The following is a 26,135-nucleotide window of genomic DNA, read 5'->3' as shown; positions in this document are numbered from 1 at the left end:
ATAGCTCAGTTGGCTAGAGCATACGGTTCATACCCGTACGGTCGATAGTTCGAATCTATTTCTAGGCACCATTTAAAAATAACACCACTCATATGAGTGGTTTTTTTGTTTATACAAATGAAAATTTAAGGAGATAAATAAATGGAAATCAAAAACCTCTTAAATGTTCACAATCGTGATGAATTACGAAAATGGCTTCTAGAAAATCATAATAAAGAAAATGAATGTTGGATAATTGTTAAGCGTGGACACCCTGTTGATGATAAAATATTTTGGTATATAGATGCAGTTGAAGAAGCGATGTGTTTCGGTTGGATTGACAGCACTACAAAGAAAATGGATAATGGAACAACAGTACAAAGGTTAACCCCTAGAAAGAAAAAAAGTTTATGGTCTGAATTAAATAAAGAGCGATGTCGCAGAATGGAGCGATTAGGACGGATGACAGATGCTGGTCGTGCTGTACTACCGGATATGACTGATAAAGGATTTATAATTGACAAAGATATCTTAAATGCATTACAAGCCGATCCAGAAATTTGGTCTAAATTTCAAAGTTTTCCTTCTCTTTATCAGCGTGTGAGAATTGATACTATTCAAATTAAGAAAAAACAACCTGAACTTTTTAAAAGTCGTTTACAAAAACTTTTAGATAATACAAAAGCTGGAGTTATGTACGGCGAATGGAATGATAATGGTCGTTTACTTACAAAATAATAATTTTATCATTTTTTTAAAATACAATATAAACTAATTCAAAAATAAAAAAACTAAAAAATTTTAAAAAAATTACAGCAAAAAAATATCAATAATAAATATTTTTTATTGACAATTTTTTTATTTTATGATATTATTACTCTTGTGCTTGGGGATATAGCTCAGTTTGGGAGAGCGACGCACTTGCACTGCGTAGGTCAGCGGTTCGATCCCGCTTATCTCCACCATGCCTAGATAGCTCAGTTGGCTAGAGCATACGGTTCATACCCGTACGGTCGATAGTTCGAATCTATTTCTAGGCACCATTTGTAAATAATCCTTGCTGATAATTCAGCAGGGAATTTTTTTTATATGAAGCAGCATAATCTTCCAATAGAATAATATAAAATGGCAGACTGAAAATTAAATCAATCTGCCGTTATTTTTATAATTCCGTTTCCATTAAAATATTTTCTTCCATATCTTTTATGTAAAATTTTCCATCTTCAAAAACGCCAAAAGAATTTAAACTATTTTCTTTTGGCAGAGATATTGATCCTGGATTTAAAAATATTTTTCCATCTTTTTTCTCTATCATTGGAACATGAAAATGACCATATACCATTATATCTCCTTCTTCCATAGGAAGAGGGATATCAATATTATAAATATGCCCATGAGTAAGAAAGATTTTTTTATTTTCCCAGAAAACTATATTATAATCAGCTCTTATTGGAAAATTTAAAACCATCTGATCAACTTCACTATCACAGTTCCCTCTTACAGCTATTATTTTATTTTTATATTTATTTAAAAGTTCTGCTGCTTCTTTTGGATTATATTCCAAAGGAAGAGGATTTCTTGGCCCATGATACAACTCATCTCCAAGAATAATAATTTTATCATATCTATTTTTTTCAAATATTCTGATTATCTTTTTAAGATAAAAAAGAGAACCATGTATATCTGATATAACAAGCAGTTTCAAAATTTTTCCTCCATAACTATAGCACTCATACTAAAGTGCTAATTTATAAATTGCAACTATATCCTCTTTTGTTAATTTTTTCATAGAACCTACAGATCCTTTAAAAACAGCATTAGCTGCCATTTCTTCAAAATGACTGTCATCAATATCAATTTCAGATAAAGAAGAAGGGCATCCAAGAGATGTGAAAAATTCTTTTGTTTTTTCTATAGATTTTTCTGCTATTTCTTTATCGCTTCCTGAAAGATTCCAAATATTTTTTCCATAATCAACAAATCTATGAATATTTTCTTCTGAAAGTACATACTTCATCCAAGCAGGTGTAAGTATTCCCAATCCTATTCCATGTGTTATATCATAAACTGCACTTAATTGATGCTCTATTTGATGAGTTGCCCAGTCAGTAGAAATTTTTCCATAAGTGACAAGTTCATTAAGTGCTAGAGAGCTTGTCCACATTATATTTGCTCTTGCCTCATAATCTTTAGGATTTTCAATAGCTATAGGTGCATAATGAATTATTGTTTTTAAAAGTCCTTCTATCATCCTATTCTGTAAAAAGCCATCATTTTCAATTGAAAAATATTGTTCAAATAAATGGCTCATTATATCTATAGCTCCTGCACAAGTTTGATATTTACTAACTGAATATGTATATTCAGGATTTTCTACTGAAAAAACTGGTTTTAATTTGGGGTGATTAAATCCTACTTTCATATTTACAGCAGTATTTGATATAACAGTACTTCCATTCATTTCACTTCCTGTTGCTGCAAGTGTCAAAATTGATGCCACAGGAGTAACCTCTTTTATAAGATCTTTTTTTCCGTCAATATAGAAATCTTTCCAGAAATCGCCATCATATTTACTTTGAAGGGAAACTGCTTTTGCACAGTCAATAGTACTTCCTCCTCCCATAGCAAGAATTAAATCTATTCTATTTTTCTTGCAAATTTCTGCTCCTTTATAAACAGTTTCAGTTCTTGGATTAGGATCTACCCCTCCAAGTTCAAAATATTCAATTCCATGTTCTTTTAAAATCTCTATAGCTTTATCATAAATTCCATTTGATTTAATACTTCCTTTCCCATAAACAAGAAGTACTTTTTTTCCATATTTTAATATTTCAGGTCCTATTTTTTTTATTTGTCCTTTTCCAAAAAATATTTTTGTAGGAATATTATAAACAAAATTTTTCATTTGATACCTCCTTAATTTAGCATTCTGTTATTAAAAGTATACCATTAAATTTTTATAAAATAAAGAAATGCTTTTATTGATTTTAATTTCTGAATATGTTATTTTTTTATTTTAAAAAATATTAATATATTTTAATTTTTATAGGACTTTTGTTTGGTGGAAGAATTTACATCCTAAAATAAAAAAAGTATCAAGTTTTTAATTTCTTGATACTCTCTTTCAAATTATTTATTATTTTTCTTCTATAAATCCTGTTCTTTCTGTTTCTTCATAAATAGCATCAAAATTATAAAAAGAAACTTCAAATTTTTCTTCATTCTCTCCTTTTCCAAATTGGAAAATAAGAGTATTATTATTTCTCATTAAATCAATCATCATTTTATTTTTTCTATTTACTATAATTGAATAAGGTATAGAATTATCTATATCCATAAGTATTCCAGCATCTAAACTATGAATTTTTCCCTTCTCATCTATTATTTTTATATTTTCAATCACAAGTGAACTTGTATAAAGATTTTCTACTACTCTTTTTTTAAGTTGTATTATCAAATTACTTTTTGAAAAAAGTATACTTGGAGAACCTTTCTGTCCTTTATAAATGTAATAATATATATCTGTAGGCTGTCCAAGTTCATTCTTCACATATTCTTTTTCCCATTGTGCAAATGTTATACTTCCTAAAATTATAAATAATGCCACCACTTTTTTCAACATAATATCACTCCCATATTTAAGCTTTATCATTTGTTTTTAAAGCTTTTATATTATGAAATTTCCCTCTCCCTTTCAGGTAGATTTATTATAGCACACTGTATAATTTTTTCAACTTTTTTAATATTTTTGATTTTTGTTATTTTGTAATATCTTTAAATCCTTCTCCCAAAACTTCAGAAACTTCAGATATGCTCATAAATGCTCTTCTATCTAGATTTTTTACTATTCTTTTCACTGTTGTTACTTCATACCTTCCCATTATGCAATAAAGAACATTCTTAGTGTCATTTGTATAACCACCTCTGGCATTTATGATTGTAACACCTCTTCCTGTCTGTTTCATTATCTCTTCTTTTATTTCTTCACTCTTTTCTGAAATTATCATCATAGCTTTTGCCTTATCAACACCATCTTGAATAAAATCAATTGCTTTAGTTGAAATAAAAAGTCCCACAAGAGTATACATAAAAACATCTCTGCCAAAAAGTAAACCAAGTGCTGAAAGAACAAAAAGATCAAGTACTAAAAAAGCTTTTCCTATTGGAATATCAAAATATTTATTTAATATTTTAACTAAGATATCACTTCCACCTGAAGATCCTCCTCCTACAAAAATTGTCCCAAGTCCTATTCCAATTATAAGCCCTCCAAATATTGAAGCTATAAGTTTATCATCCATAGTACCAAGATAGTTCTGAAATACTCTAAATGCTAGTGATGTCATTGTTGTTCCATAAAATGTTTTTAGAATAAACTGTCCACCTATAAGTTTATATCCCATTATAATAAGTGGTATATTAAGAACAAGGTAAGTTATACTAATATTAAAATTAAAAAGATAATGGAGAATAACTGAAATTCCTGCAAGTCCACCATCAGCTAATTTATTTGCAACAAAAAAATAATTTACTCCAAAAGCATATATAAAAGCTCCAGCTGTAATAAGAACTATATCTTTTAATAATTCTTTTTTCATAGACTCCTCCAAAATGTATATATTTTTGTATATCTCTATAATAATATTATAGCACTTATTTTATTTTTTATTAAATTCTGTTTAACTTCCTCTTTTCTATATGTTATTATATTAATATAAATATTATATGAAAGGAGTTTTTACATGGAAATAATTGCAATTATAGGTGCTATTCTTATATTTTTTCTTATCTTTAAAATTTTTACCTCTATTCTTGGATTTATATTTAAGATTATTCTAAGCCTTATAATAGCTGGTGCTTTTCTTACTTTTATAAATTACTTTCTAGGATACAATCTTTTTTAAAGAATTATAATATAAAAACAGAGCCACTACAAAGTGACTCTGTTCATTTATAAATTTTTTTATTTTTCTACTGTAAATTTTCTTCCAAGTTTATTCTTTATAAGACTTGCAAATCTAAGTTTATTATTCATCATCAAAGGAATTATAACTTCCTGTCCCTCTTCTGTAACTATATCAAGAACTACTTCCATTCTTCTTTTTTTCCCAAGTACTTGCTCTCTTAAAACACAGCTTTTTACTTTTTCAAATTCAAAAGTAATTCCTTTACTTTTTAACTTCCCTTCAGTAAAATCTAAAATGATTTTATAACCAAAATACATTTTTAAATGTCTGAAACTTAAAATTAGAAAAATTACCCCTACAACAAGATCTGTAACAGCAAAATCTTTTTTCCAACTAATATAAAGTTCAAGAATCCCTGCGATAAGGAAAAGTATTCCTGTTCCAAGCCATACTACAGTTTTCTTTACATCAAGTCCAAACTTTTCTATTCCTGTTCCTTGCAGACTGCCATCAAGTTTTTTTATAAAATCTTCGTAAAAAAACATTATTCCTCCATAATTTTATTTTTTTATTATAAAGAAAGGGCTGTTGCCTTTTCTAAATCGCAACAGCTCCTTTAGAATTTTTATAATTTTAATTAATCTTTTAATAATTTTTCAAGATATATATCTTTAAATTCAAGATTATGAACAGAATTTATATATCTTACAGTTTTACTGCTTCCTCTTACTACAAGAGTTTGAGTCCTTGCAATATTTCCTTTTCTTTTAACCCCTTCTAAAAGATCTCCACTTGTAATACCTGTTGCAGAGAAAATAATCTCATCTGTTTTTACTAAGTCTTCAAGAAGAAGTTTCTTTCCTACTTCAACTCCTACTTCATCACATCTTCTTTTTTCATCTTCAGATATTTTATCATTTTTATCATCAGAACCTTTTACATCACTTCTAAGAAGAAGTCTTCCTTGCATATCTCCTCCAAGGACTCTTATTATTGCAGCTGATATTACTCCTTCAGGAGCTCCTCCTATTCCATAAAGCATATCAACATCAGAGTCAACTATTGAAGTAAGAATAGAACCTGCAACATCTCCATCAGGAAGAGCATAAAGTTTTGCTCCAAGATCTCTTATTTGTTCCATAGCTTTTTTATGTCTAGGTTTATCAAGAACAACTATCATCATATCTTTTACTTCTTTATTTAGTGCTTTAGCTACACTTCTGATATTATCTTCAAGAGATTTATTAAGATCAATAACTCCCTTTGCTTCAGGACCTACAACTAATTTTTCCATATACATATCAGGTGCTTTAAGGAAAGTTCCTCTTTCAGCTGCTGCAAGAACTGCAATAGCATTAGGTTGTCCTTGAGCTGTCATTCTAGTTCCTTCTATAGGATCAACAGCAATATCAACAGCATATAATTCTTCATCTCTAAAATCTTCTATTTTTTCAGGATTATATTTTAAACCAACTTTTTCACCAATATACAGCATAGGAGCTTCGTCAATTTCTCCTTCTCCAATAACGATTTCTCCATCAATTTTGATTCTGTTAAGAACATTTCTCATAGCTTCTACTGCTGCACCATCTGCAAGGTTCTTATCTCCTCTTCCTACCCATTTCTGTGCTGCAAGTGCTGCTGCTTCAGTTACTCTGGCGAACTCTAATGCCAATTCTCTTTTCATTTAAAATTTTCCTCCTTTATTTTGTAACTCTATAAATTATTTCTCCATGTTTTACCATTTGGAGTTTATTACGGACCATTTTTTCTCTGTTATTAATATCTTTCAATTCTTCTATTTCTTTGTCATAATTTTTAATTTTTTCTCTTATACTGCATTGAGCTTCTTTAAGAGAAGAAATTTCTTTTTCTAATTTTGATACCTTTACACAGCTTCTGTATATATTAGGGCCAAAACTAGCTATATTTATAATTATAAAAAGTACAGCCCCTATTCTTTTAGGATTTATCATAACAGAACCGCCTTATTATTTATTTGCTTTATTTTTGTGTTCTCTTTCTGTTTCTCTTTTTAAATGTTTTAATTTTTGTGCTATTAATTTTTTAGACACAGGTGATATTCTCTCAATAAAAAGAGTTCCTGAAAGATGGTCAAATTCATGCTGAAATGCTTTTGCAAGAAAACCATTTATAGTTTCTTCTTTTATTTCTCCTGCTTCATTCATATATCTTACCTTAATTTCATAAGCTCTTTTTACTTTTCTATAAATTCCAGGAACACTTAAACATCCTTCATCACTTTCTGTAACTTCTTCTGATGATTCAAGTATTTCAGGGTTAATTATTTTTCTTACAACTCCATCTCCTATATCTATTACAAAGAATCTTTTATTTATTCCAACCTGAGGAGCTGCAAGCCCTACACCATTTGCTTCATGCATTGTTTCAACCATATTTTCAAGTATTTCAAGTATTTCATCTGTAACTGCTTCAACAGGAACAGATTCTTTCACAAGACATTCTTCACCATATTTTTTTATTTCGTATATCATTTTCTTTCTCCTTTACTATTATATAAGATTTACAGGGTCTATATCAACTACTATTCTGCACCCCTCATCATCAAATTCTGTTAAAATTTTTTCAAGTTCTTTTTTATAATAATCTATATTTTTTTTGCTTCCTTTTATAAAGATATTTTCTCTATATCTATCTTTAACTTTATATACAAGACTTTTATTAGGCCCATAAATTTCTACATAATCTCTTTTTACAGCATTAAAAAGTCTCTTAGCTATTTTTTCAAGTTTTTCTTCCTTTGAAGAAGAAATTCCTATATTAATAATTTTTGAAAATGGAGGATAACCTAAAATTTTTCTCATTTCTATTTCAGAATTGTAAAATCCTTCATAGTCATTCTTCATTATTTTTTCCATAACATAACTTTCTGGCTGATATGACTGAATTATTACTTTTCCTTTCTTATCCCCTCTTCCTGCTCTTCCTGCTGCCTGTGTTATAAGCTGATATGTCTTTTCTCCTGCTCTGAAATCAGGAAAACTTAAAATCATATCTGCATTTATTACTCCCACAAGAGTTACATTTGGAAAATGAAGACCTTTAGCTATAAGCTGTGTCCCTATCATTATATCATATTCTTTATTAAGAAATTTATAATAAGTTTCTTTATAAAAATTTTTTTCCCGTGCATTATCAGCGTCCATTCTTACTATAGGAACATCAAAATATTCTTTTAGTTTATGTTCTACCTGTTCAACACCTTTACCACCAAAATCAAGTTCACTGCTTCCGCATTTGCTGCATTTTCCATTAAATCTTTTTTCTGTTCCACAATAATTACATTTCAATGTTTTTCTGCTATGATAATAACTCATTTTTATAGAGCAATGCTCGCACTCCTCTATATGCCCACATTCTTTGCATTGAACCATTGTTGAATAACCTTTTCTATTAAGAAGGAGAATAACCTGTTCTTTTTTTAAGAGAGTTTCTCTTATATTTTTAAGAAGTTCTTTACTGAAAAAACTATCTTCCTCATCTTTCATATCAACAACTTTAACATCAGGCAAAACAGCATTATTATATCTTGATTCTAAAGTAAGAAGTTCAAACATTCCTGTTTTACCAAAATAATAACTTTCTATTGAAGGAGTAGCAGATCCAAAAATAACCTTGCATCCTTCCAGCTGGCTTCTTTTCAGTGCTACAAATTTTGCATTGTATATAGGAGTTGTATCTTGTTTATAACTGCTTTCATGTTCTTCATCAATTATTATATACTCTAATTCTTTAACAGGAGCAAATACAGCTGATCTTACTCCAAGAACTACTTTTTTTTCTCCTGAATATAACTTAAGCCATTCTTCTCCTCTTTCTTTATTTGAAAGTCTGCTATGAAGAATGGCAACTCCATCTTCAAATTCTTTCTTAAACCTCTCAACCATCTGAGGAGTAAGAGATATCTCAGGAACAAGAAAAATAGATCCTTTTCCTCTTAAAAGAGCTTCTCTTATAAGATTTATATATATTTCTGTTTTTCCTGATCCAGTTATTCCTTTTATAAGAAAATATTTTTTCTGAGAATTAAGAATTTTGTCTCTCACTTTTTGCTGTTCACTATTTAAAACTGCATTTACAGAAATTTTTTCTTTTTCCTGAGATAAAATTTTCTTTTCTTCTTTTTCTTTCACCCTTTTTATAAATAAAAGCTTTTCCTCTTTTATAAGTCTTTCAATTTCTTTCTTTGCAAATTTATTTTCAAGACTTGTTTTTATCATCTCACTTTTTCTTGTAAAATAATTTTTTAGTTCTCTCAAATTTTCTTCTGTAAAATCATTTGAAATACCTTTTAAATCATCTTCTGAAAAAAACAGCTCTGACTTAAAATTATAGCATATTTTTTTATTTGTGTTGATAATTAATATATTTTTTTCTACAGCATTATTAATAAATTCTTTAGAAAAATGTTTTCTTAAAACTGGCTTTGTCACTTGTTCCCGTTCAAGAAAATAATTTATTATAGGATTTAAAAAATCATTTCTTCCATTATCTGTAAGTTTATAAACTTCTTCATATTTTACTTTTAAATCTGAAGGTATTGCTGCTTTCAAAACTTGTTCAAATTTGCACATATAATAATTTCTTACCCATAAAAGCATCTTCATATATGTCTCATTTAAAGATACTTCTCCAGTAAGCTTTCTTTTTATAGGTAAAACTTTAAATTCAAATTCACTGCTCTTATCTGGCTCTGCAATTAATGCTCCCTGTTCTCTTCCACGAAAACTTACTGCTACTCTGTCCCCAATATTATACTCATCATTTTCATCACAATAAGTGAAAAAAGAGTTTGTACCGTCTACACATAATTTATAATACCTAATCTTTCTCACCTACTTTAAATAAATTTTTATTTCTTTCACATTTTCAAGACTTTCTTTTGGAGCAGGATATTGGTTTACAATTGTTCCTATTCCTTCTATTTTTATATCTATATTTTCATTTTTAAAAAGATTTATTGCTTCTCTTAATGACATTCCTTTTAAATCTGGCATTGTAGTAATTGTACCTACATAATCTTTTTTTATTTGTTTAACTTTTGTACCTATTTGTGTAACATCATTTGATTCTATACTTTTATTCATTGTGATACGCTTTATAACTTCTCTGAAGACAGGAGCTGCAACAAGCCCTCCATATCTTACTTCATTACTTACCTGTGGCTTGTAAAACATTATTATTCCTAAATATTTAGGTTTATCTGCTGGGAAAAATCCTACAAAAGATGTAAGATAATCATCTTTTATATATCCTGATTTACCACCACTTATCTGTGCTGTTCCTGTTTTTCCACCTATTCTGTATCCTTCAAGTTTAGCTTGTTTTCCTCCACCTATTTCAACTACATTTTCAAGCATCTCTCTCATAAGTTTTGAAGTCTTTTCATCTATTGGCTGACCTATCTGCTTAGGAAGATTTCTTCTTATAACTACCCCATCTTCACTTTCTATTCTGTCTACAAGATAAGGCTGATATAACTTCCCTCCATTTACAATAGCAGAAAAAGCTGCTGCCATTTGAATAGGGGTAACTGCTATTCCTTGGCCAAAAGATATTGTATATTTTTTAAGCCCATCCCATCTTCTGCTGCTTGTTGTGTAAGGTTTTACTTCATATGGAAAATCTACTCCTGTTTTATTATAAAATCCAAAGTTTTCAAGATACTTTTCCATTGTAGCATTGTTAAATCTGTCACTTATAAGTACCATGGCAACATTACTTGACTTTTCAAGAACCTGTGGAAGAGTAAGAATTCCTTTTGTTGATCTGCTGGCTTCTTTTATTGTGTGATTATATTTTTGAATTTTACCATCTTTTATATCAAATTCACTGTTTTTAGTTATATAACCATCTTGAAGTGCTCCTGCTACAACTATAGGTTTAAATATAGATCCTGGTTCTATCTGATTTTGAAATACAGGATTTCTATAATTATTTTTCTTTTTATTAAAAACTGATGTTGCAAGTATCTCCCCAGTATTTGGATCTATTATTACAGCATAAGCCTCTTCAGAGTTTGTAAATTCGTAGTGCTTCTTCATTTCATCATTAAGGATATACTGAATATCTCTGTCTATTGTAAGATATACATTTTTTCCATTAAGATTTAAAGGAAGTTCCTCTTTTGCAGTAGGAAGTATAAGACTTCTGTTTTTAGCAAAAATATTTTTTCTTCTTGCTGTTCTTCCTTTTAAATAATCTTCATATCCTTTTTCTATTCCAACTGTTCCTGTAATATCTCTATTATCTCCTGCAAATCCAACTGTTCCTACAATAGTTTGATAAAGATCTTTTTTATAATATTTTCTTCTGCTTTCTTTTTCTATGAAAATTTCATTATTGATAAGCTTATATTTCTTTTTTATTTTAAGTATTTTCTCATTATCTCTTTCACTTACTGCTTTTGAAAATATTTTATATCTTCTTCCTTTTTCAGCATCTTTTCTTATTTCTTCAATAAATTTTCTATAATCTTTATTTATTTCTGTTTCATTAATAATTTCTTTTACTGCATCTATAGCTTTCCTATTTCCAGCCACTCTTGCAGGATCTACAAATACATTGTATATATTTATATTGTATGCAAGTTCTCTTCCTGCATTATCATAAATATTTCCTCTGTTTCCTTTTATATTGTATACTCCCTGTATCTGCTTTTCAACTACAGCCCTGTACTTTTCATTATTTATTACTTGAATATTGTAAAGTCTTAAAGAAAGAATTATCATAAGAAATAAAACAATATCACTTGTGGCTCTTGCCCTTATTGTAAAATTATTTCTACAGTTAATCTTTTTCCATTTTCTGAATATCCACAAAAAATAAAAAAGAAATATGACTGCCCCTGCAATTATAATATGTTTTTTATAATATATACCTGCTCCAAGACATATTAAATCTATAATAAGTATAAATAGTTTTAATTTAAACAAAGCTGCACACTCCTATCAATATCTTCTCTATTATATTATATCAGATACAGCATGATATTTTTATTTTTTTTAATAATAAATCTTTTTCTTGCTCATGAAATATTTGTAGATTAATTTTAATAAATGTTATATAATTTTCTTGTAAGTAAAGGAGGTAGAATGAAAAAAATTATATATGTCTTTTTCTTTATTATATCTGCAAGTACTTTCTGCCGTTCAGAAAAACTTATTCTTGTAGATTATTCATATATTTTGGATAACTACTATAAAACTCTGTCATATAATAAAACTCTGCATAATCTTAGAGATAAACTTGAAAAAAAATACAATATAAAATTCAATGATAAAAATACAGATGAAAATAAAGAAAAAGCTCTTAACATATACAAAACTATAAAAACGAAATTTACTAATGAAATTACAACAGATATTGATATAGCAATAGCTTTTGCAGGTCAAACAGAAAATTATAATCTTATTTGTGAAAAAAGTGTTGTTCATTACGGAAAAGGAAAAGATATTTCAAAGTCTATTCTGAAATTTTTAAATAATGTATACTTTCACGAACTTACAATAAAAAATGAAAAAAAGCTTCAGTCTGATTTATTTCCTACAGTATAATTAATAAACCGAGAATAAGTATTCTTCTAAAAAATCTTACTCTCGGTTTTTTTATTAGTTTTGTCTTATTCTTTTTTCAAGATGCTTATTAAAAATTAGACTAAATATTAAAATACACATTGCTGCACCTGCAAAATCACCAACAGATTGTGCTGTAAAAGCTGATTCAGCACCAAAAAAAATTGGAAGCACACACACACTACATACATAAATGCTTTTTCTGAACATTGAAAGTCCAAAAGCTGTTTTTATTCTTCCTACAGCAGTAAAGCAGTCAACAAAGCAATATTGAAAAGAAAGAGGAACTATTCCCCAAAGACTTGCTTTTATTCCCTCATATGCTATTTTTGATAAATTTGGTTCATCAGTAAAGAAACTTATAAAATAAGGGGATATAAACTTTGTTGAAATAAACATTGTTGTTGTTATAGTTAAAGCAAACATTAAAACATATTTTTCTGCCCTTTTAACTCTATCTATTTTTTTTGCTCCATAATTAAAGCTTAAAAGAGGCTGTGTTCCTCCTGTTAATCCAAGCAGAGGCCCTGTTATTAAAAGAATATAACTTTGAACTATTGCAGCCCCTGAAATAAGAAGATCTCCCTTCCCTTCTCCGCCATACTTCTGAAGCATTGCATTTAATGCTATCAATATAACACTATCTGTTGTTGTTATAAAAAATGGAGAAAATCCAAATTTAACAATATTTTTTATTATTCTGAAAGAATAACTTCTAAAAACTATACCTATCTTTGTTTTCTTTCCTCTTAAAAATCTAAAGGCAAAGATAAAAGAAAGAATTTGTGCTATCACTGTTGCCCATGCTGCTCCTGCTACTCCCATTTCCATTTTAAATATGAAAACTGTATCTAGAATTATATTTGTAACAGCACCTATAATTACAGTAAACATACTTACCATAGGAAATCCCTGACAAGCTATAAAGTAATTAAGCCCTACAGCCATAAGAGCAAAAAAAGTTCCTAAAGTATATATTGTTAAATATGTATTTGCATAAGGAAATGTCACTGCACTTGCCCCAAACAGCATAATAAGTTTATTTTTTAAAATAAGAAATATTATAGTAAGAAGAACACCTATTACTGAAAGAGCAAAAAAACTATTTGCCAGTATATGCTGTGCTTTTTTATGCTTACCCTCTCCCATTCTTATAGACATAAGTATAGAACCTCCTATACCTACAAGCGTTCCAAAAGATGAAAGAAAAGTTGTTATAGGAGCACACACACCAACTCCTGCAAGAGCCATGCTTCCAATTTCAGGAATATGTCCTATATACATTCTGTCAACTATACTATAAAGAAGATTTACAAGTTGAGCAAGTATTGTAGGAACAGCAAGTTTAAATACAAGTGCAAGAACTGAATCATTTCCCAAATCATTTGATAATTTCATTTATATAATCACCTTGTTATAAAATATTTTATATCCAATTTCCAGTACTTATTAGTATAACACATTCCATTATAATATAAAATAAAAACTGTGTAAAATAAAGTAAATATAAAAACGGTACAGCCATAAAACTGTACCGTTAATATTCTTAATTATTTAAGATTTTGATTTAAACTATATGTAACCTGCAATTAGTCTTCGTTAGAGAAGTCCATAGCAGCAAGTCTTACATATTGTTTCCATCTTCTCTTAGCATCTGCTTTGTTTTTAGCATATAATGCTTCAGCTTCAGTAGGGTTAGATTTAGCTAGAGTAGCATATCTAACTTCTCCTAATAGATATTCTTGATATTTATCCCAGTTAGGTTCTTTACAATCTAATTGTAGAGGGTTTTTACCTTCTTTTTCTAACATAGGGTTATATCTGAATATTGGCCAGTATCCGCATTCAGTAGCTAATTTCATTTCAGTTTGAGCTTTGCTCATACCTTTTTTGATTCCATGGTTGATACATGGAGAGTAAGCTATGATTAAAGATGGTCCATTATAAGCTTCAGCTTCTTGGATAGCTTTTAGATATTGTTGTTGGTTAGCACCCATAGATACTTGAGCAACATAGATATGTCCATAAGACATAGCTATTGCAGCAAGGTCTTTTTTCTTGAATGATTTACCAGCAGCAGCGAATTTAGCAGTTGCTCCTGTAGGAGTTGATTTAGAAGCTTGTCCTCCAGTGTTAGAGTAAACTTCTGTATCTAGTACTACAACATTAACATCTTCGTTAGTTGCAAGAACATGGTCTAATCCACCATAACCGATGTCATATGCCCAACCGTCTCCTCCGAAGATCCATTGAGATTTTTTAACTAGATATTGTTTTAATCCTAAGATTTCTTTAGCAACTTCACAGTCACCAGCAGCTTCTAACATAGGAACTAGTTGTTCTTTAACTTCTTGAGTTACAGCTCCACTTGTTCTGTTAGCAATCCATTTTTTGAATAATTCAGCAACTTCAGCAGGAACTTTATCCATTCCTTTTTCCATTACATCTTGGATTCTGTCTCTTAATGTTTCAACTGCAACATGCATTCCCATTCCGTATTCAGCATTGTCTTCAAATAATGAAGTTCCGAATGATGGTCCATGTCCGTTTGCATTTTTACAATAAGGAGTTGATGGAGAAGATGAAGAGTAGATTGAAGAACATCCTGTAGCATTAGCTACCATCATTCTTTCTCCGAATAATTGAGTTATAGCTTTTAAGTAAGGAGTTTCTCCACATCCTGGACAAGCACCATTGAATTCAAATAGTGGTTGAGCGAATTGAGATCCTTTAACTGTATTTTTAGCCATTAAGTTATCTTTGTAAGTTACATGGTTGAACATGTAGTGAGCATTTTTATCTTCATTTTTAGCTTTAGCTTCATCTAAAGGAATCATTACAAGAGCTTTTTCTTTAGCTGGACATACATTAGCACAAGATCCACATCCTGTACAATCCATTATAGAAACTTGCATTCTGTATTTGTATCCTTCTAATCCTTTTCCTATTGGAGCTTTAAATTCCATTCCAGCTGGTGCAGCTGCAACTTCAGCTTCGTCTAATAAGAATGGTCTGATTGCTGCGTGAGGACATACATAAGAACATTGTCCACATTGGATACAGTTTTCTATTTTCCATTCAGGAACATTTACAGCTATTCCTCTTTTTTCAAATGCTGCTAATCCGTTTTCCATTGTTCCGTCTTCATATCCATTGAATGTAGAAACTGGTAAGTCATATCCTTTAACATGGTTAACTGGATATGCTATTTCTCTAGCATAATGAACTGTTGCATCACAAGAACATTCAGAAGCATATTCTTTATGAGCTATATTTTCTTCAGGAACTAAATCTTTCCATGCTGGATCAACAGTAATTTCAACAATTCCGTCTGCTCCTTTATCAATAGCGTTATAGTTAAGTTGAACTATATCGTCACCTTTTTTAGCATAAGATTTTTTAGCATAATCTTTCATGTATTGTTGAGCTTGTTCAAATGGAATAATGTCTGCTAATTTGAAGAATGCAGATTGCATTATTGTATTTGTTCTGTTTCCTAATCCTATTTCTTGAGCAAGTTTAGTTGCGTTTACGATATAGAATTTAGCTTCTTTTTCAGCAAGAACTTTTTTAACACTGTTAGGAATGTGGTTAAGAATTTCTTCTTTATCCCATACACAGTTTAATAAGAAAGTTCCACCTTTTTTAAGTCCACCTATCATATCGTATTGTCCAATGTAAGCTGGTACTGAACATGCTACGAATGTAGGAGCTTCTATTAAGTAAGTTGATCTGATAGGTTTTTTACCAAATCTTAAGTGAGATCTTGTAACTCCTCCAGATTTTTTAGAGTCATATGCAAAGTATGCTTGAGCATATAAGTCTGTTTTGTCTCCGATGATTTTTATTGAGTTTTTGTTAGCTCCAACTGTTCCGTCAGCTCCTAATCCATAGAATAAGCAAGCTTTAACATCTTCGTCAGATACTACAGTGAAGTTAGTTTCTTCTAATGAAGTATGGTTAACATCGTCAACTATACCTACTGTAAAGTCTCTCATAGGAGCGTCTTTTAATAATTCATCATAAACTGCGAATACTTGAGATGGAGTAGTATCATGTCCTCCAACACCATATCTTCCACCGATGATTACTGGAGATTCTTCTCTTCCGTTGAATAAAGCAACAACATCAAGATATAAAGGTTGTCCTAATGCTCCAGATTCTTTAGTTCTATCAAGAACTGCAATTTTCTTAACTGTTTTTGGTAAAACATTGAAGAAATATTTTTCAGAGAATGGTCTGTATAAGTGAACTTTTACTAAACCAACTTTTTGTCCATTTTTGATTAAGTTGTCAACAACTTCTTCAGCTGTTTCACAAACTGAACCCATAGCAACGATTACTCTGTCAGCTTCTGGATGTCCATAGTAGTTGAAAGGTTTGTAATCTCTTCCTGTTACTTTAGAAATTTCATCTAAGTAATGAGCTACGATATCAGGAATTGCATCATAATATTTGTTTTGAGCTTCTCTTGATGCAAAGTAGATGTCGTCGTTTTGACATGAACCTTTAGTTACTGGGAATTCAGGGTTAATAGCTCTTTTTCTGAATTTTTCTACAGCTTCCATGTCTATTAAGTTTTTGTAAACTTCATAGTCCATAACTTCTACTTTTTGAATTTCGTGAGAAGTTCTGAATCCATCAAAGAAGTGTAAGAATGGAACGCTAGCTTTAATTGCTGATAAGTGAGCAACTCCTCCTAAATCCATTACTTCTTGAACTGAGTTAGAAGCAAGCATTGCCCAACCAGTTTGTCTAGTTGCATACACGTCTTGGTGATCTCCGAAGATGTTGATAGCTTGAACTGATAAAGTTCTTGCTGCAACGTGCATAACTCCTGGTAATAATTCTCCAGCTATTTTGTACATATTAGGAATTTTTAAAAGTAATCCTTGAGAAGCTGTGAATGTAGTTGTTAAAGCTCCTCCTTGTAAAGATCCGTGAACTGTACCAACTGCTCCTGCTTCTGATTGCATTTCAACAACTTTTACTGGTACGTCAAAGATGTTTTTCATTCCTTTTGATGCCCATTCATCTACATATTCAGCCATTGGAGATGATGGAGTTATTGGATAGATTCCTGCTACTTCTGTAAACGCATATGATGTATATGCAGCTGCTTGGTTACCATCCATAGATTGCATTTTTTTTGCCATTTTGGTTCCTCCCTTTTATTTAACTTTGAGTTTTATTTTTAAATCACATTGCTACTTTATTTTCATGTGTGCGACATGACAATCGCACACACACTCTTATTTTACCAATAAATCGAAAAATTGTCTATATTTTCCTTCATTATCTTTAAATATTTATATTTTTTTAGTTTTTTTATCTTTTGCTTACTATTTCATAAGTATCTCTTGCTATTGCAAGTTCTTCATTTGTAGGTATTTTGAAGATTTTTGCTTTAGAATCTGCTGCTGTTAAATCAACTATTCCTTTTTTTCTTACTGCATTAACTTCTTTGTTAATTTTAATTCCCATGAAGTCTAATCCTTCAACAACTGCTTCTCTTATATGAGCTGCATTTTCTCCAATTCCTCCAGTAAAGCAGATAGCATCTACTCCACCTAATTGTGCTGCATAATTTCCTACATATGCTTTTATTTTATAGATAAACATTTTTTCTGCAAGGATTGCTCTTTCGTCTCCTTCAGCAACTCCATTTTCCATATCTCTACAGTCAGAAGATTTTCCAAATACTCCTAAGATTCCAGATTGTTTATTTAATCTGTTATCCATTTCTTTATCAGTAAGTCCTCTTTTTCCTTTTATAAATAATACTGCAGCTGGATCAATATCTCCACATCTAGTTCCCATCATTACACCTTGTAATGGAGTAAGTCCCATAGATGTATCTATACATTTTCCATCTTTTACAGCAGATATTGAAGCTCCGTTTCCTAAGTGACAAACTATTATTTTTGAATGTTCTGGATTTCCTAATTCTCTTAAACATTCTTGAGAAACAAATTTATGAGATGTTCCGTGGAATCCGTATTTTCTTACTTTTAATTCTGTATAATCTTCATATGGAAGAGCATACATAAATGCTTCTGCAGGCATTGTTTGGTGGAATGCAGTATCAAATACTCCTACATTTGGTTTACCAGGCATAAGTTCTTGACAAGTTCTGATTCCTATTAAGTTTGCTGGATTGTGTAATGGAGCAAGTTCATTGTTTGCTTCTACACCTTTTATAACTTCTTCTGTTATTAAAACAGATTTAACGAAATCTTCTCCTCCATGAACAACTCTGTGTCCTATTGCATCAATTTCATCAACAGAAGCTACTACTCCGTGTTCTTTATCTGTTATTGCATTTATAACAAGTGCTAATGCTTCTTTATGTGTAGGCATAGGTTCAGTTACTGTAATTTCAAAATCTTTAGATGGAACTTCATATTCCATTTTAGATCCTTCAATTCCTATTCTTTCACATAATCCTATTGCAAATAATTCTTTTGTTTCTGGATTTAATAATTGATATTTAAGAGATGAACTCCCACAGTTTATTACTAATACTTTCATTAAATTCGACACTCCTCAATAATATTTTCATTTTTTTATAATCTCAATAATATTCTAATATTTTAAATTAGTCTTCACAACATTCTAGGCATGCTTGAGCAGAAGTAATAGCTGTTAAAACAACGATGTCTTCTACATTACATCCTCTTGATAAGTCGTTGATAGGAGAAGCAACACCTTGGATGATTGGTCCGAATGCTTTAGCTCCTGCTAATCTTTGAACTAATTTATATCCAATATTTCCTGCTGATAAGTTAGGGAATATTAATACATTTGCATTTCCTGATACATCAGATAATGGAGCTTTGATTTCTCCAACTGATTTTACTAATGCAGCATCTGCTTGTAATTCATCGTCAAATCTGAATCCAACTTTTCTTTCTCTTAAGATTCTTCCTGCTTCTTTTACAAGATCTACACATTCGTGTTGAGCTGATCCTTTAGTTGAGAATGTAAGAAGAGCAACTCTTGGGTTAATTCCTGCTATTACTCTTGCTGATTCTGCAGCTTCACAGGCAATGTCTGCTAATTGTTCTGAAGTTGGTCTAGGAATTACTGAACAGTCTCCAAATACTAAAACTCCTCCATATAAGTCTTTGAATTGAGATAATTCCATAATAAATACAGAAGATATTGTTTTTACTCCTGGTTTAGTTCCTATTACTTGGATTCCAGCTTTTAATACTTTAGCTGTAGGAGATATTGCTCCAGAAACCATTCCATCTGCATCTCCCATTTTTACAAGCATAGCACCAAAGAAGTTGATATCGTTAGTTAATATTTCTTTAGCTTGTTCAAAAGTCATTCCTTTTTTAGCTCTTAATTCTGCTAACTTATGTGCATATTCATCCATTCTTTCAAAAGTAGCAGGATTAACAATTTTTACCCCTTCTAATGAAATATTATATGCTTTTGCATCGTACATTATTTTGCTTTCTTCTCCAATTAAGATTGGACGAGCTAATTTTTCTCTTAAGATTTCAGCAGTAGCTCTTAATACTCTTTCATCTCCTGATTCTGGTAATACGATTCTTTTGTTAGCTTTTAAAGCTCTTTTTCTTACTTGACCTAAAAAACTCACTTTAATTCCTCCTTGAAATTAATGTATTTCATTACATTTTATAAATAAAATTTTTGTTTCCATTTTTCACATGAGTGTTAAACTCTATCAAAAATATGTAAACTATATTCAAATATATATTAACAAATTTTCCAGTATATTACAATTATTTTTCATATTTTTTTACACACTTTCTCCAGTTCTTGAATCCCAATGAAAAAATGATTTTCTATTTTCTTAGTCAAAAATTGCTTCAATATAATCTTTAGTATTAAACTCTCTCAAATCATCAATTTTTTCTCCAACACCAATGTACTTTATAGGTTTTTTTATCTCTTCAGATATACTGAACACTATTCCACCTTTTGCTGTTCCATCAAGCTTAGTAACAATAAATCCTGTAAGCTTAGTTGCTTCATTGAATACTTTAGCCTGAATAAGACCATTTTGTCCTGTTGTTCCATCTATAACTAGTATAGATTCGTATCTTGAATGACCAAGTTTTTTAATTATTATATTGTTAATTTTTTCAAGTTCTTTCATAAGATTACTTTTGTTGTGCAGTCTTCCAGCTGTATCAATTATAACCACATCTGCTTTTTTATCAAGTCCAGCCTGAATTGTATCATATACAACTGCTCCTGGATCACTTCCTTCTTCTTTTTTTATAACTTCAACATCTGCTCTTTTTCCCCATTCTTCTAATTGCTCAACTGCTGCTGCTCTGAATGTATCTGCTGCACCTATTATTACTTTTTTTCCTGAATTTTTTAACTTTTTAGCAATTTTTCCTATTGTAGTAGTTTTTCCAACTCCATTTACACCTACAACAAGAATTACATTCATCTCTCCTTCTCTTATATCAAGCTTATTATTGCCGTCAATAAGAAATCTAGTCATCACTTCCTTTAAGACAGAATAAATTTCTGCCGGATCTTTTATTCCTCTTGATTTAACTTCTTTTTCAAGAGCGTTAACTATTTTAACTGTCATATCCATTCCTATATCTGACTGAATCAATAAATCTTCTAATTCTTCATATAGTTCTTCATCAATAACAGTTCTTCCTGAAAAAATATTTTTAATCTTTCCAAAAAGTCCCTCTCTTGTACGAAAAAGTTTTTCTTTTAAAGAAGCAAAAAATCCTTCATTTTTTTCCGGCTGAATTTCTTCTTCTCTTTTCTTTATTATTACATCTTCTTTCTTATTTTCCTTTTTTTCAGAAATAATTTTTTCCTCATATTTTTCTATATTTTCCAGATTTTCTGTTTTTTTCTCATCTTTCTTTTCTAATTTTATTTCTTCATTTTTTACAATTTTTTCCTCTTCTTTAATTTCTTCTGCTTTTTTGTTTTTTCCAAAAAGTTTATTAAAAAATCCCATTATGTCCCTCCAATTTATTGTATCTATAATTGAATATTATCATATTTAACATTAAATTACAACATTCCTATTTTCTTAATTGCAAATTTACATTTAATATTATAAAATATATTTACAGAAGTAAAGTTTCATTATTTAAGGAGGATTATAATATGGATAACGCATTAGAACTAGTAAGAAAAGCAAGAAGAAAAAATAAAATTGAAAGAGAAATTGAAGATAATGAAAGAAAAATAAGAGATAATAGAAAAAGAGTAACTCTTTTAAACAATCTTGAAGAATATGTAAAACCAAGCATGTGCTATGAAGATTTTATGGCTATAGTTGAAAATATGAAAGCTGACTATGAAGAAAGAGTTAGTGACTATATCATTAAAAACGCTGACTTAGGAAAAGAAAGAAAAGAACTTATAAAAGCTATAAGAAACTTTAAAGCTCCTACAGCTGAAAAAAAATAATAGAGGTAAATAATGTCAACCAGATATTTAGAGAAACTTATAGATGAGTTTCATAAACTTCCAGGTATAGGAAGAAAAAGTGCTGCAAGACTTGCTTTCCATATCTTAGATATGGACGAAAGCGATGTTGAAAAATTTTCATCTGCTATGATGAATGTAAAAAAGTTTGTAAAGAAATGCTCTGTTTGTGGAAATTTTAGTGAAAATGATTTATGTGATATTTGCAGTAACGAACTTAGAGACAAGAGTATAATTTGTATTGTTGAAGACAGTAGGGATATTATTCCTCTTGAAAAAACAGGAAAATATAACGGTGTCTATCATGTACTTAATGGAAAGATTGCTCCTCTTAATGGAGTTACTCCAGATAAACTAAATATAAAATCTCTTCTTGAAAGAATTGCATCTGAAGATATAAAAGAGATTATTTTTGCACTTAATCCTGATCTTGAAGGAGAAACAACAGTTCTTTATCTTACAAAACTTATCAAACCATTTGGAATTACTCTTACTAAAATTGCCAGTGGTATTCCAATGGGAGGAAATATTGAATTTACTGATAGTGCTACAATAGCAAAAGCACTTGAAGGAAGGCAAGAATTATAATTTTTAATAAATAATTATTATTAAAATATAAAAATGGATTTTAAATACAAAAATATCTGCATAATTTATACAAGAGAAAAAGATAAAAGCTTTTTAAGAAAAACACTTTTATTTTTTACAATTTCAGTATAATAAGCAGATATTTTTTAAATTTTTTTACTTTTTAAATTTACATAATTTTTATGAAAAACTATCCTTAATAAGGAGGACAAAATCAATGAAAGATTTATTATTTGAAAAATTTGAAGAAATAAAAAAAAGTACTCCTGAACTTACTATGTTTTTAAAAAATTTTCCAAAAGGAGGAGATCTTCACAATCACTCTCTTGGAGCATCTTTCTCTGAATTTGTATACGAAGATGCTATAATAAAAAATAGTTGGTATGATCTTAGAAAAAATATCTTTCTTAATGATGAAGAATATAAATTTTCTGATAAAAGCGATAAAATAATTTCCATTGAGAATTTTAAAAAATATTATACTGAAAACATGCTTAATAGCTTCAGCATGAGAGGATGGGATAAAACTTCTGATGGTGCAAAACATTTCTTCAATACTTTTTTCTCTGTACTTAGCAGTAAAAGAAATGAAAATGATATGATTCTTGAAATTATAAAAAGAAATAAACTTCAAAATGTAAAATATTTAGAACTTATTGCAGAAGCTGTTCCTGAAAATGTTAAAAATTACTATATTGATTTAATAAAAAATTTAGGAGAATTTAACCTTTCAAAAATGAATGAATACTGCAAAATTCTTGACGATGCAGACACAGAAGAAAATTATCTAAAAGTAAAAGAATTTTTAGATGAAAGAGAAAACTTTCTGAAAAGCAATGGAGAAGGAGATTTTACAATTAAATATATCCCATTTCTTGCAAGAGCCAGTGCTCCTCTTTATAAATTTTTTGCAGAAGCTTATTGTTTTATGGTTTACTGCATAAAGGAAAAAAGAATTGCAGGAGTCAACATTGTAGAACCTGAAGATGCTATCCCTTCCAGAGAAAATTTTGAAAATCATCTAAAAATTTTAAAATTTATCTATAAATATCTTTCTGAAAAATACATTAGTTCACAAAAGAAAATAAATCTTACACTTCATGCAGGAGAACTTAATCTTCTCCGTTCACCTTTAGAAGATATGAACGACAGAATATGTAGTACTATCTTTCTTACAAGAAATAAGAATGAGCAAAAATTTCCTGCTGCAAAAAGAATAGGACATGGAGTCAGCATTCCATGGGAAGAAAACTGTAAGGCTCTCTTAAATTTTATGAACACAAATAAAATTGCTGTTGAAATATGTCTTTCAAGTAACGATATTATTTTAGGAATAAAAGAAAAAAATCATCCTTTCTCACTTTATAAAAAATATAATGTTCCTATGATTATATGCACTGATGATGAGGCTGTAAGCAGAAGCAATATAACATTAGAATATGTTAAAGCTGTGGAGGCTTTTAATCTGAATTATAATGATTTAAAAAATCTTTCAAGAAATGGAATTGAATATTCTTTCCTTGAAGGAGAAAGTTTATATATAGATGGAAATTATGATTCTATAAGAAGTGAATTTAAAGATATAAATTCTATTGAAGAGTGGAAAGAAAAGTTTATTGAATATAAAGATTTTATCCTTTCAAATGAAAAATTGAAAAAACAAATAGAACTTGAAATAAGTTTTATAATCTTTGAACAAGAGTACATTTAATACTATAAAAAAGGGCTGTTGTAAATCTATAAAAATAAAATTTTATTTTTATAAATTAGAAAATGCAACAGCCTTTAGATATTTACTGTAAAAGATTTACTCTATGCAGTATAAATTTACTTCTGTTCCGTCTATAAGAGTTACTATAAACCAATTATATCCTTTTTTTAATCCACTCATTCCACAATTTTGAAAATTCATTACACATTCACTTTCAAACATAAGCTGAAAAAGTTCTTTTTCTATAATTTTTCCCTCAAGATTTAAAATTTCTTCTCTAGTCAAAACCACCACTCTCCATAAAAAATAATTTTATATATTATAGTATCATTTCCTTAAATTTTCTACTACAAAACCATCTTATTTTTTGATTAAGCTATATGATATTTAAAATATTACTTTCTATATGTTTTTATATTTAACATTTTTTATTTTTTTAATTCATTTACATATATTTCTTTACAAATCTCTACAAACAGATTATACTTTATAATATAAAGTATAATAAAAAACAGAATAAAATTATTAAGGGGGGTCAGGCATGATTAGTTTTAAAAATGATTACAGTGAAGGAGCTCATCCTCGTGTACTTGAAACTTTATTAAGAACAAATTTAGAGCAGACAGATGGATATGGAGAAGATCCATATACTCTTGAAGCGTATAAAATAATAAAAGAAAAAATCCAATGTGATGATTGTAATATTCGTTTTATTGTTGGAGGAACTCAAACAAACCTTCTTGTTATTTCTCAAATTCTTCGTCCACACCAATCAGTTATATCAGCTGAAACAGGACATATAAACGGACATGAAACAGGAGCTATTGAAGCTACAGGACATAAAGTTGAACTTATTCCTGCTCCTGAAGGAAAACTTACTCCTGCACTTGTAGAAAAAGTTTTAAGCCTTCACACTGATGCACATAATGTTGAACCTAAAATGGTATATATTTCAAACCCTACAGAAATAGGAACTCTTTATAAAAAAGCTGAACTTGAAGCACTGTATAGTTGCTGTAAAGAACATGGACTTTATCTATTCATGGACGGAGCAAGACTTGCTTCTGCTCTTACATCTGAATATAATGATATAGCTCTTACAGATTATCCTAAATTAACTGATGTTTTCTATATTGGTGGAACTAAATGTGGAGCTTTATTTGGAGAAGTTGCTGTATTTGTAAATAAAGATATATTTGATGGTTTCCAATATGCTATAAAACAAAGAGGAGCACTTCTTGCAAAAGGAAGACTTCTTGGACTTCAATTTGGAGAACTTTTCAAAGATAATTTATATTACGAAATTGGTGAACATTCAAATAAGATGGCAGATATGCTTAAAAAATGTTTCTCTGATAATGGATTTGGATTTGCTACTGATTCATACAGTAATCAGCAGTTCCCTATACTTCCTAATAAACTTATACAAGATCTTAGCCTAAAATACAAATATACTTTCATTGAAAAATATGATGATAATAACAGTGTTATCCGTTTTGTTACTTCTTGGGCTACTAAAAAAGAACATGTAGAAGAATTTATAAAAGACTTCACTGAACTTTCTAAGCGTTATAAATAATAAAAATAATAATTTTTTAGACAGCATTTAGTATTTTAATATTAAATGCTGTTTTTTATTTTATAAAATAAAAAAACCATATAAAATTATATGGTTTTACTCTTTAAAGTGGTGCCTGGAGCGGGACTCGAACCCGCAGGGTATTGCTACCAATGGATTTTGAGTCCATCGTGTTTACCAATTTCACCATCCAGGCTTTTTTATTATATTTCCTTGCATAAGGCAATTTATCATACTAAAATATAATATCCTATTTTTATTTTATTGTCAATAAATTTTTATATTAAAAAACATCAATTAATTTT

General features: G+C 29.5%; 23 protein-coding genes and 4 tRNA genes. 10 read left to right on the top strand and 17 right to left on the bottom strand.

What is annotated here, in order from left to right:
• From I6E17_RS01135 to I6E17_RS01120, 4 genes are all read left to right on the top strand, one after another.
• Positions 1–71: transfer RNA gene (locus tag I6E17_RS01135), tRNA-Met, on the top strand.
• A 70-nt stretch (positions 72–141) separates the two neighbouring features.
• Positions 142–717, top strand: coding sequence for a YdeI/OmpD-associated family protein (locus tag I6E17_RS01130; protein ID WP_235235011.1), 576 nt, complete (start codon positions 142–144; stop codon positions 715–717).
• A 150-nt stretch (positions 718–867) separates the two neighbouring features.
• Positions 868–944, top strand: a tRNA-Ala gene (locus I6E17_RS01125).
• Position 945: 1 nt separating this feature from the next.
• A tRNA-Met gene (locus I6E17_RS01120) sits at positions 946–1,022 on the top strand.
• A 119-nt stretch (positions 1,023–1,141) separates the two neighbouring features.
• Here the strand turns inward: I6E17_RS01120 and yfcE are convergent.
• The 4 genes from yfcE to I6E17_RS01100 form a co-directional block, all read right to left on the bottom strand.
• Entirely contained in the window at positions 1,142–1,684 is a 543-nt protein-coding gene (yfcE, locus tag I6E17_RS01115) for a phosphodiesterase (protein ID WP_235235010.1), read from the bottom strand.
• Positions 1,685–1,714: 30 nt separating this feature from the next.
• Entirely contained in the window at positions 1,715–2,884 is a 1,170-nt protein-coding gene (locus tag I6E17_RS01110) for an iron-containing alcohol dehydrogenase (protein WP_235235009.1), read from the bottom strand.
• Between the two features lie 231 nt (positions 2,885–3,115).
• Positions 3,116–3,601, bottom strand: a complete 486-nt coding sequence (locus tag I6E17_RS01105; protein ID WP_235235008.1) for a hypothetical protein — start codon at positions 3,599–3,601, stop codon at positions 3,116–3,118.
• Positions 3,602–3,737: 136 nt separating this feature from the next.
• The gene (locus I6E17_RS01100) at positions 3,738–4,577 is read right to left on the bottom strand and encodes a YitT family protein (RefSeq protein ID WP_235235007.1); all 840 of its coding nucleotides are present in this window, start codon (positions 4,575–4,577) and stop codon (positions 3,738–3,740) included.
• A gap of 144 nt (positions 4,578–4,721) precedes the next feature.
• On the opposite strand from I6E17_RS01100, the gene I6E17_RS01095 reads away from it, so the two are divergent.
• Positions 4,722–4,883: a hypothetical protein gene (locus tag I6E17_RS01095; RefSeq protein ID WP_235235006.1), complete on the top strand. Its 162-nt coding sequence runs from the start codon at positions 4,722–4,724 to the stop codon at positions 4,881–4,883.
• 59 nt (positions 4,884–4,942) lie between these two features.
• Here I6E17_RS01095 and I6E17_RS01090 read toward each other — a convergent pair whose 3' ends face one another.
• From I6E17_RS01090 to I6E17_RS01065, 6 genes are all read right to left on the bottom strand, one after another.
• Positions 4,943–5,431: a hypothetical protein gene (locus I6E17_RS01090; RefSeq protein WP_235235005.1), complete on the bottom strand. Its 489-nt coding sequence runs from the start codon at positions 5,429–5,431 to the stop codon at positions 4,943–4,945.
• Positions 5,432–5,523: 92 nt separating this feature from the next.
• Positions 5,524–6,573, bottom strand: a complete 1,050-nt coding sequence (gene glpX, locus I6E17_RS01085; protein ID WP_235235003.1) for a class II fructose-bisphosphatase — start codon at positions 6,571–6,573, stop codon at positions 5,524–5,526.
• A gap of 16 nt (positions 6,574–6,589) precedes the next feature.
• The gene (locus tag I6E17_RS01080; protein WP_235235001.1) at positions 6,590–6,862 is read right to left on the bottom strand and encodes an FtsB family cell division protein; all 273 of its coding nucleotides are present in this window, start codon (positions 6,860–6,862) and stop codon (positions 6,590–6,592) included.
• 15 nt (positions 6,863–6,877) lie between these two features.
• Positions 6,878–7,402, bottom strand: coding sequence for a peptide deformylase (gene def / locus I6E17_RS01075; RefSeq protein ID WP_235234999.1), 525 nt, complete (start codon positions 7,400–7,402; stop codon positions 6,878–6,880).
• An 18-nt stretch (positions 7,403–7,420) separates the two neighbouring features.
• Positions 7,421–9,763: a replication restart helicase PriA gene (priA, locus tag I6E17_RS01070; RefSeq protein WP_419180970.1), complete on the bottom strand. Its 2,343-nt coding sequence runs from the start codon at positions 9,761–9,763 to the stop codon at positions 7,421–7,423.
• On the bottom strand, positions 9,764–11,863 hold the full coding sequence (locus tag I6E17_RS01065; RefSeq protein WP_235234997.1) for a penicillin-binding protein: 2,100 nt from the start codon (positions 11,861–11,863) through the stop codon (positions 9,764–9,766).
• Positions 11,864–12,022: 159 nt separating this feature from the next.
• Here I6E17_RS01065 and I6E17_RS01060 point away from each other — a divergent pair, with 159 nt between their 5' ends.
• On the top strand, positions 12,023–12,484 hold the full coding sequence (locus I6E17_RS01060) for a hypothetical protein (RefSeq protein ID WP_235234996.1): 462 nt from the start codon (positions 12,023–12,025) through the stop codon (positions 12,482–12,484).
• A gap of 54 nt (positions 12,485–12,538) precedes the next feature.
• Here I6E17_RS01060 and I6E17_RS01055 read toward each other — a convergent pair whose 3' ends face one another.
• The 5 genes from I6E17_RS01055 to ftsY all read right to left on the bottom strand — a co-directional run bounded on the left by I6E17_RS01055 (position 12,539) and on the right by ftsY (position 21,476).
• Positions 12,539–13,900, bottom strand: coding sequence for an MATE family efflux transporter (locus tag I6E17_RS01055; protein WP_235234995.1), 1,362 nt, complete (start codon positions 13,898–13,900; stop codon positions 12,539–12,541).
• Between the two features lie 191 nt (positions 13,901–14,091).
• Positions 14,092–17,658, bottom strand: a complete 3,567-nt coding sequence (gene nifJ, locus I6E17_RS01050) for a pyruvate:ferredoxin (flavodoxin) oxidoreductase (RefSeq protein ID WP_235234994.1) — start codon at positions 17,656–17,658, stop codon at positions 14,092–14,094.
• A gap of 172 nt (positions 17,659–17,830) precedes the next feature.
• Positions 17,831–19,033: an acetate/propionate family kinase gene (locus I6E17_RS01045; RefSeq protein WP_235234993.1), complete on the bottom strand. Its 1,203-nt coding sequence runs from the start codon at positions 19,031–19,033 to the stop codon at positions 17,831–17,833.
• Between the two features lie 67 nt (positions 19,034–19,100).
• Positions 19,101–20,114 (bottom strand): phosphate acetyltransferase, encoded by a 1,014-nt coding sequence (gene pta, locus I6E17_RS01040; RefSeq protein WP_235234992.1) that lies wholly within the window; start codon positions 20,112–20,114, stop codon positions 19,101–19,103.
• 216 nt (positions 20,115–20,330) lie between these two features.
• The gene (gene ftsY, locus I6E17_RS01035) at positions 20,331–21,476 is read right to left on the bottom strand and encodes a signal recognition particle-docking protein FtsY (RefSeq protein ID WP_235234990.1); all 1,146 of its coding nucleotides are present in this window, start codon (positions 21,474–21,476) and stop codon (positions 20,331–20,333) included.
• A gap of 152 nt (positions 21,477–21,628) precedes the next feature.
• Between ftsY and I6E17_RS01030 the strand changes: the two genes are divergently transcribed.
• From I6E17_RS01030 to I6E17_RS01020, 3 genes are all read left to right on the top strand, one after another.
• On the top strand, positions 21,629–21,934 hold the full coding sequence (locus I6E17_RS01030) for a DUF496 family protein (protein ID WP_235234988.1): 306 nt from the start codon (positions 21,629–21,631) through the stop codon (positions 21,932–21,934).
• Positions 21,935–21,946: 12 nt separating this feature from the next.
• Positions 21,947–22,540, top strand: a complete 594-nt coding sequence (gene recR / locus I6E17_RS01025) for a recombination mediator RecR (RefSeq protein WP_235234986.1) — start codon at positions 21,947–21,949, stop codon at positions 22,538–22,540.
• A gap of 217 nt (positions 22,541–22,757) precedes the next feature.
• Positions 22,758–24,251, top strand: a complete 1,494-nt coding sequence (locus I6E17_RS01020) for a hypothetical protein (protein ID WP_235234985.1) — start codon at positions 22,758–22,760, stop codon at positions 24,249–24,251.
• A gap of 96 nt (positions 24,252–24,347) precedes the next feature.
• Here the strand turns inward: I6E17_RS01020 and I6E17_RS01015 are convergent, their stop codons facing one another.
• Entirely contained in the window at positions 24,348–24,536 is a 189-nt protein-coding gene (locus tag I6E17_RS01015) for a hypothetical protein (protein WP_235234984.1), read from the bottom strand.
• A gap of 256 nt (positions 24,537–24,792) precedes the next feature.
• Here I6E17_RS01015 and I6E17_RS01010 point away from each other — a divergent pair, with 256 nt between their 5' ends.
• A complete protein-coding gene (locus tag I6E17_RS01010; protein WP_235234983.1) occupies positions 24,793–25,830 on the top strand; it encodes a threonine aldolase family protein in 1,038 nt (345 codons plus the stop codon).
• Between the two features lie 109 nt (positions 25,831–25,939).
• Here the strand turns inward: I6E17_RS01010 and I6E17_RS01005 are convergent.
• Positions 25,940–26,026 (bottom strand) — tRNA-Leu (locus I6E17_RS01005).
• Positions 26,027–26,135: the final 109 nt, after the last annotated feature.

The organism is Fusobacterium perfoetens (assembly GCF_021531595.1).
Lineage (GTDB): Bacteria > Fusobacteriota > Fusobacteriia > Fusobacteriales > Fusobacteriaceae > Fusobacterium_B.
This window is presented reverse-complemented; position numbering and strand designations above follow the sequence as displayed.

Excerpts from the sequence above, each read along its gene's own strand:
- I6E17_RS01130 (WP_235235011.1), top strand. The coding sequence starts at position 142 with ATGGAAATCAAAAACCTCTTAAATGTTCACAATCGTGATGAATTACGA.
- I6E17_RS01110 (WP_235235009.1), bottom strand. The coding sequence starts at position 2,884 with ATGAAAAATTTTGTTTATAATATTCCTACAAAAATATTTTTTGGAAAA.
- I6E17_RS01105 (WP_235235008.1), bottom strand. The coding sequence starts at position 3,601 with ATGTTGAAAAAAGTGGTGGCATTATTTATAATTTTAGGAAGTATAACA.
- I6E17_RS01100 (WP_235235007.1), bottom strand. The coding sequence starts at position 4,577 with ATGAAAAAAGAATTATTAAAAGATATAGTTCTTATTACAGCTGGAGCT.
- I6E17_RS01095 (WP_235235006.1), top strand. The coding sequence starts at position 4,722 with ATGGAAATAATTGCAATTATAGGTGCTATTCTTATATTTTTTCTTATC.
- I6E17_RS01090 (WP_235235005.1), bottom strand. The coding sequence starts at position 5,431 with ATGTTTTTTTACGAAGATTTTATAAAAAAACTTGATGGCAGTCTGCAA.
- glpX (WP_235235003.1), bottom strand. The coding sequence starts at position 6,573 with ATGAAAAGAGAATTGGCATTAGAGTTCGCCAGAGTAACTGAAGCAGCA.
- I6E17_RS01080 (WP_235235001.1), bottom strand. The coding sequence starts at position 6,862 with ATGATAAATCCTAAAAGAATAGGGGCTGTACTTTTTATAATTATAAAT.
- def (WP_235234999.1), bottom strand. The coding sequence starts at position 7,402 with ATGATATACGAAATAAAAAAATATGGTGAAGAATGTCTTGTGAAAGAA.
- I6E17_RS01060 (WP_235234996.1), top strand. The coding sequence starts at position 12,023 with ATGAAAAAAATTATATATGTCTTTTTCTTTATTATATCTGCAAGTACT.
- I6E17_RS01055 (WP_235234995.1), bottom strand. The coding sequence starts at position 13,900 with ATGAAATTATCAAATGATTTGGGAAATGATTCAGTTCTTGCACTTGTA.
- nifJ (WP_235234994.1), bottom strand. The coding sequence starts at position 17,658 with ATGGCAAAAAAAATGCAATCTATGGATGGTAACCAAGCAGCTGCATAT.
- I6E17_RS01045 (WP_235234993.1), bottom strand. The coding sequence starts at position 19,033 with ATGAAAGTATTAGTAATAAACTGTGGGAGTTCATCTCTTAAATATCAA.
- ftsY (WP_235234990.1), bottom strand. The coding sequence starts at position 21,476 with ATGGGATTTTTTAATAAACTTTTTGGAAAAAACAAAAAAGCAGAAGAA.
- I6E17_RS01030 (WP_235234988.1), top strand. The coding sequence starts at position 21,629 with ATGGATAACGCATTAGAACTAGTAAGAAAAGCAAGAAGAAAAAATAAA.
- recR (WP_235234986.1), top strand. The coding sequence starts at position 21,947 with ATGTCAACCAGATATTTAGAGAAACTTATAGATGAGTTTCATAAACTT.
- I6E17_RS01020 (WP_235234985.1), top strand. The coding sequence starts at position 22,758 with ATGAAAGATTTATTATTTGAAAAATTTGAAGAAATAAAAAAAAGTACT.
- I6E17_RS01010 (WP_235234983.1), top strand. The coding sequence starts at position 24,793 with ATGATTAGTTTTAAAAATGATTACAGTGAAGGAGCTCATCCTCGTGTA.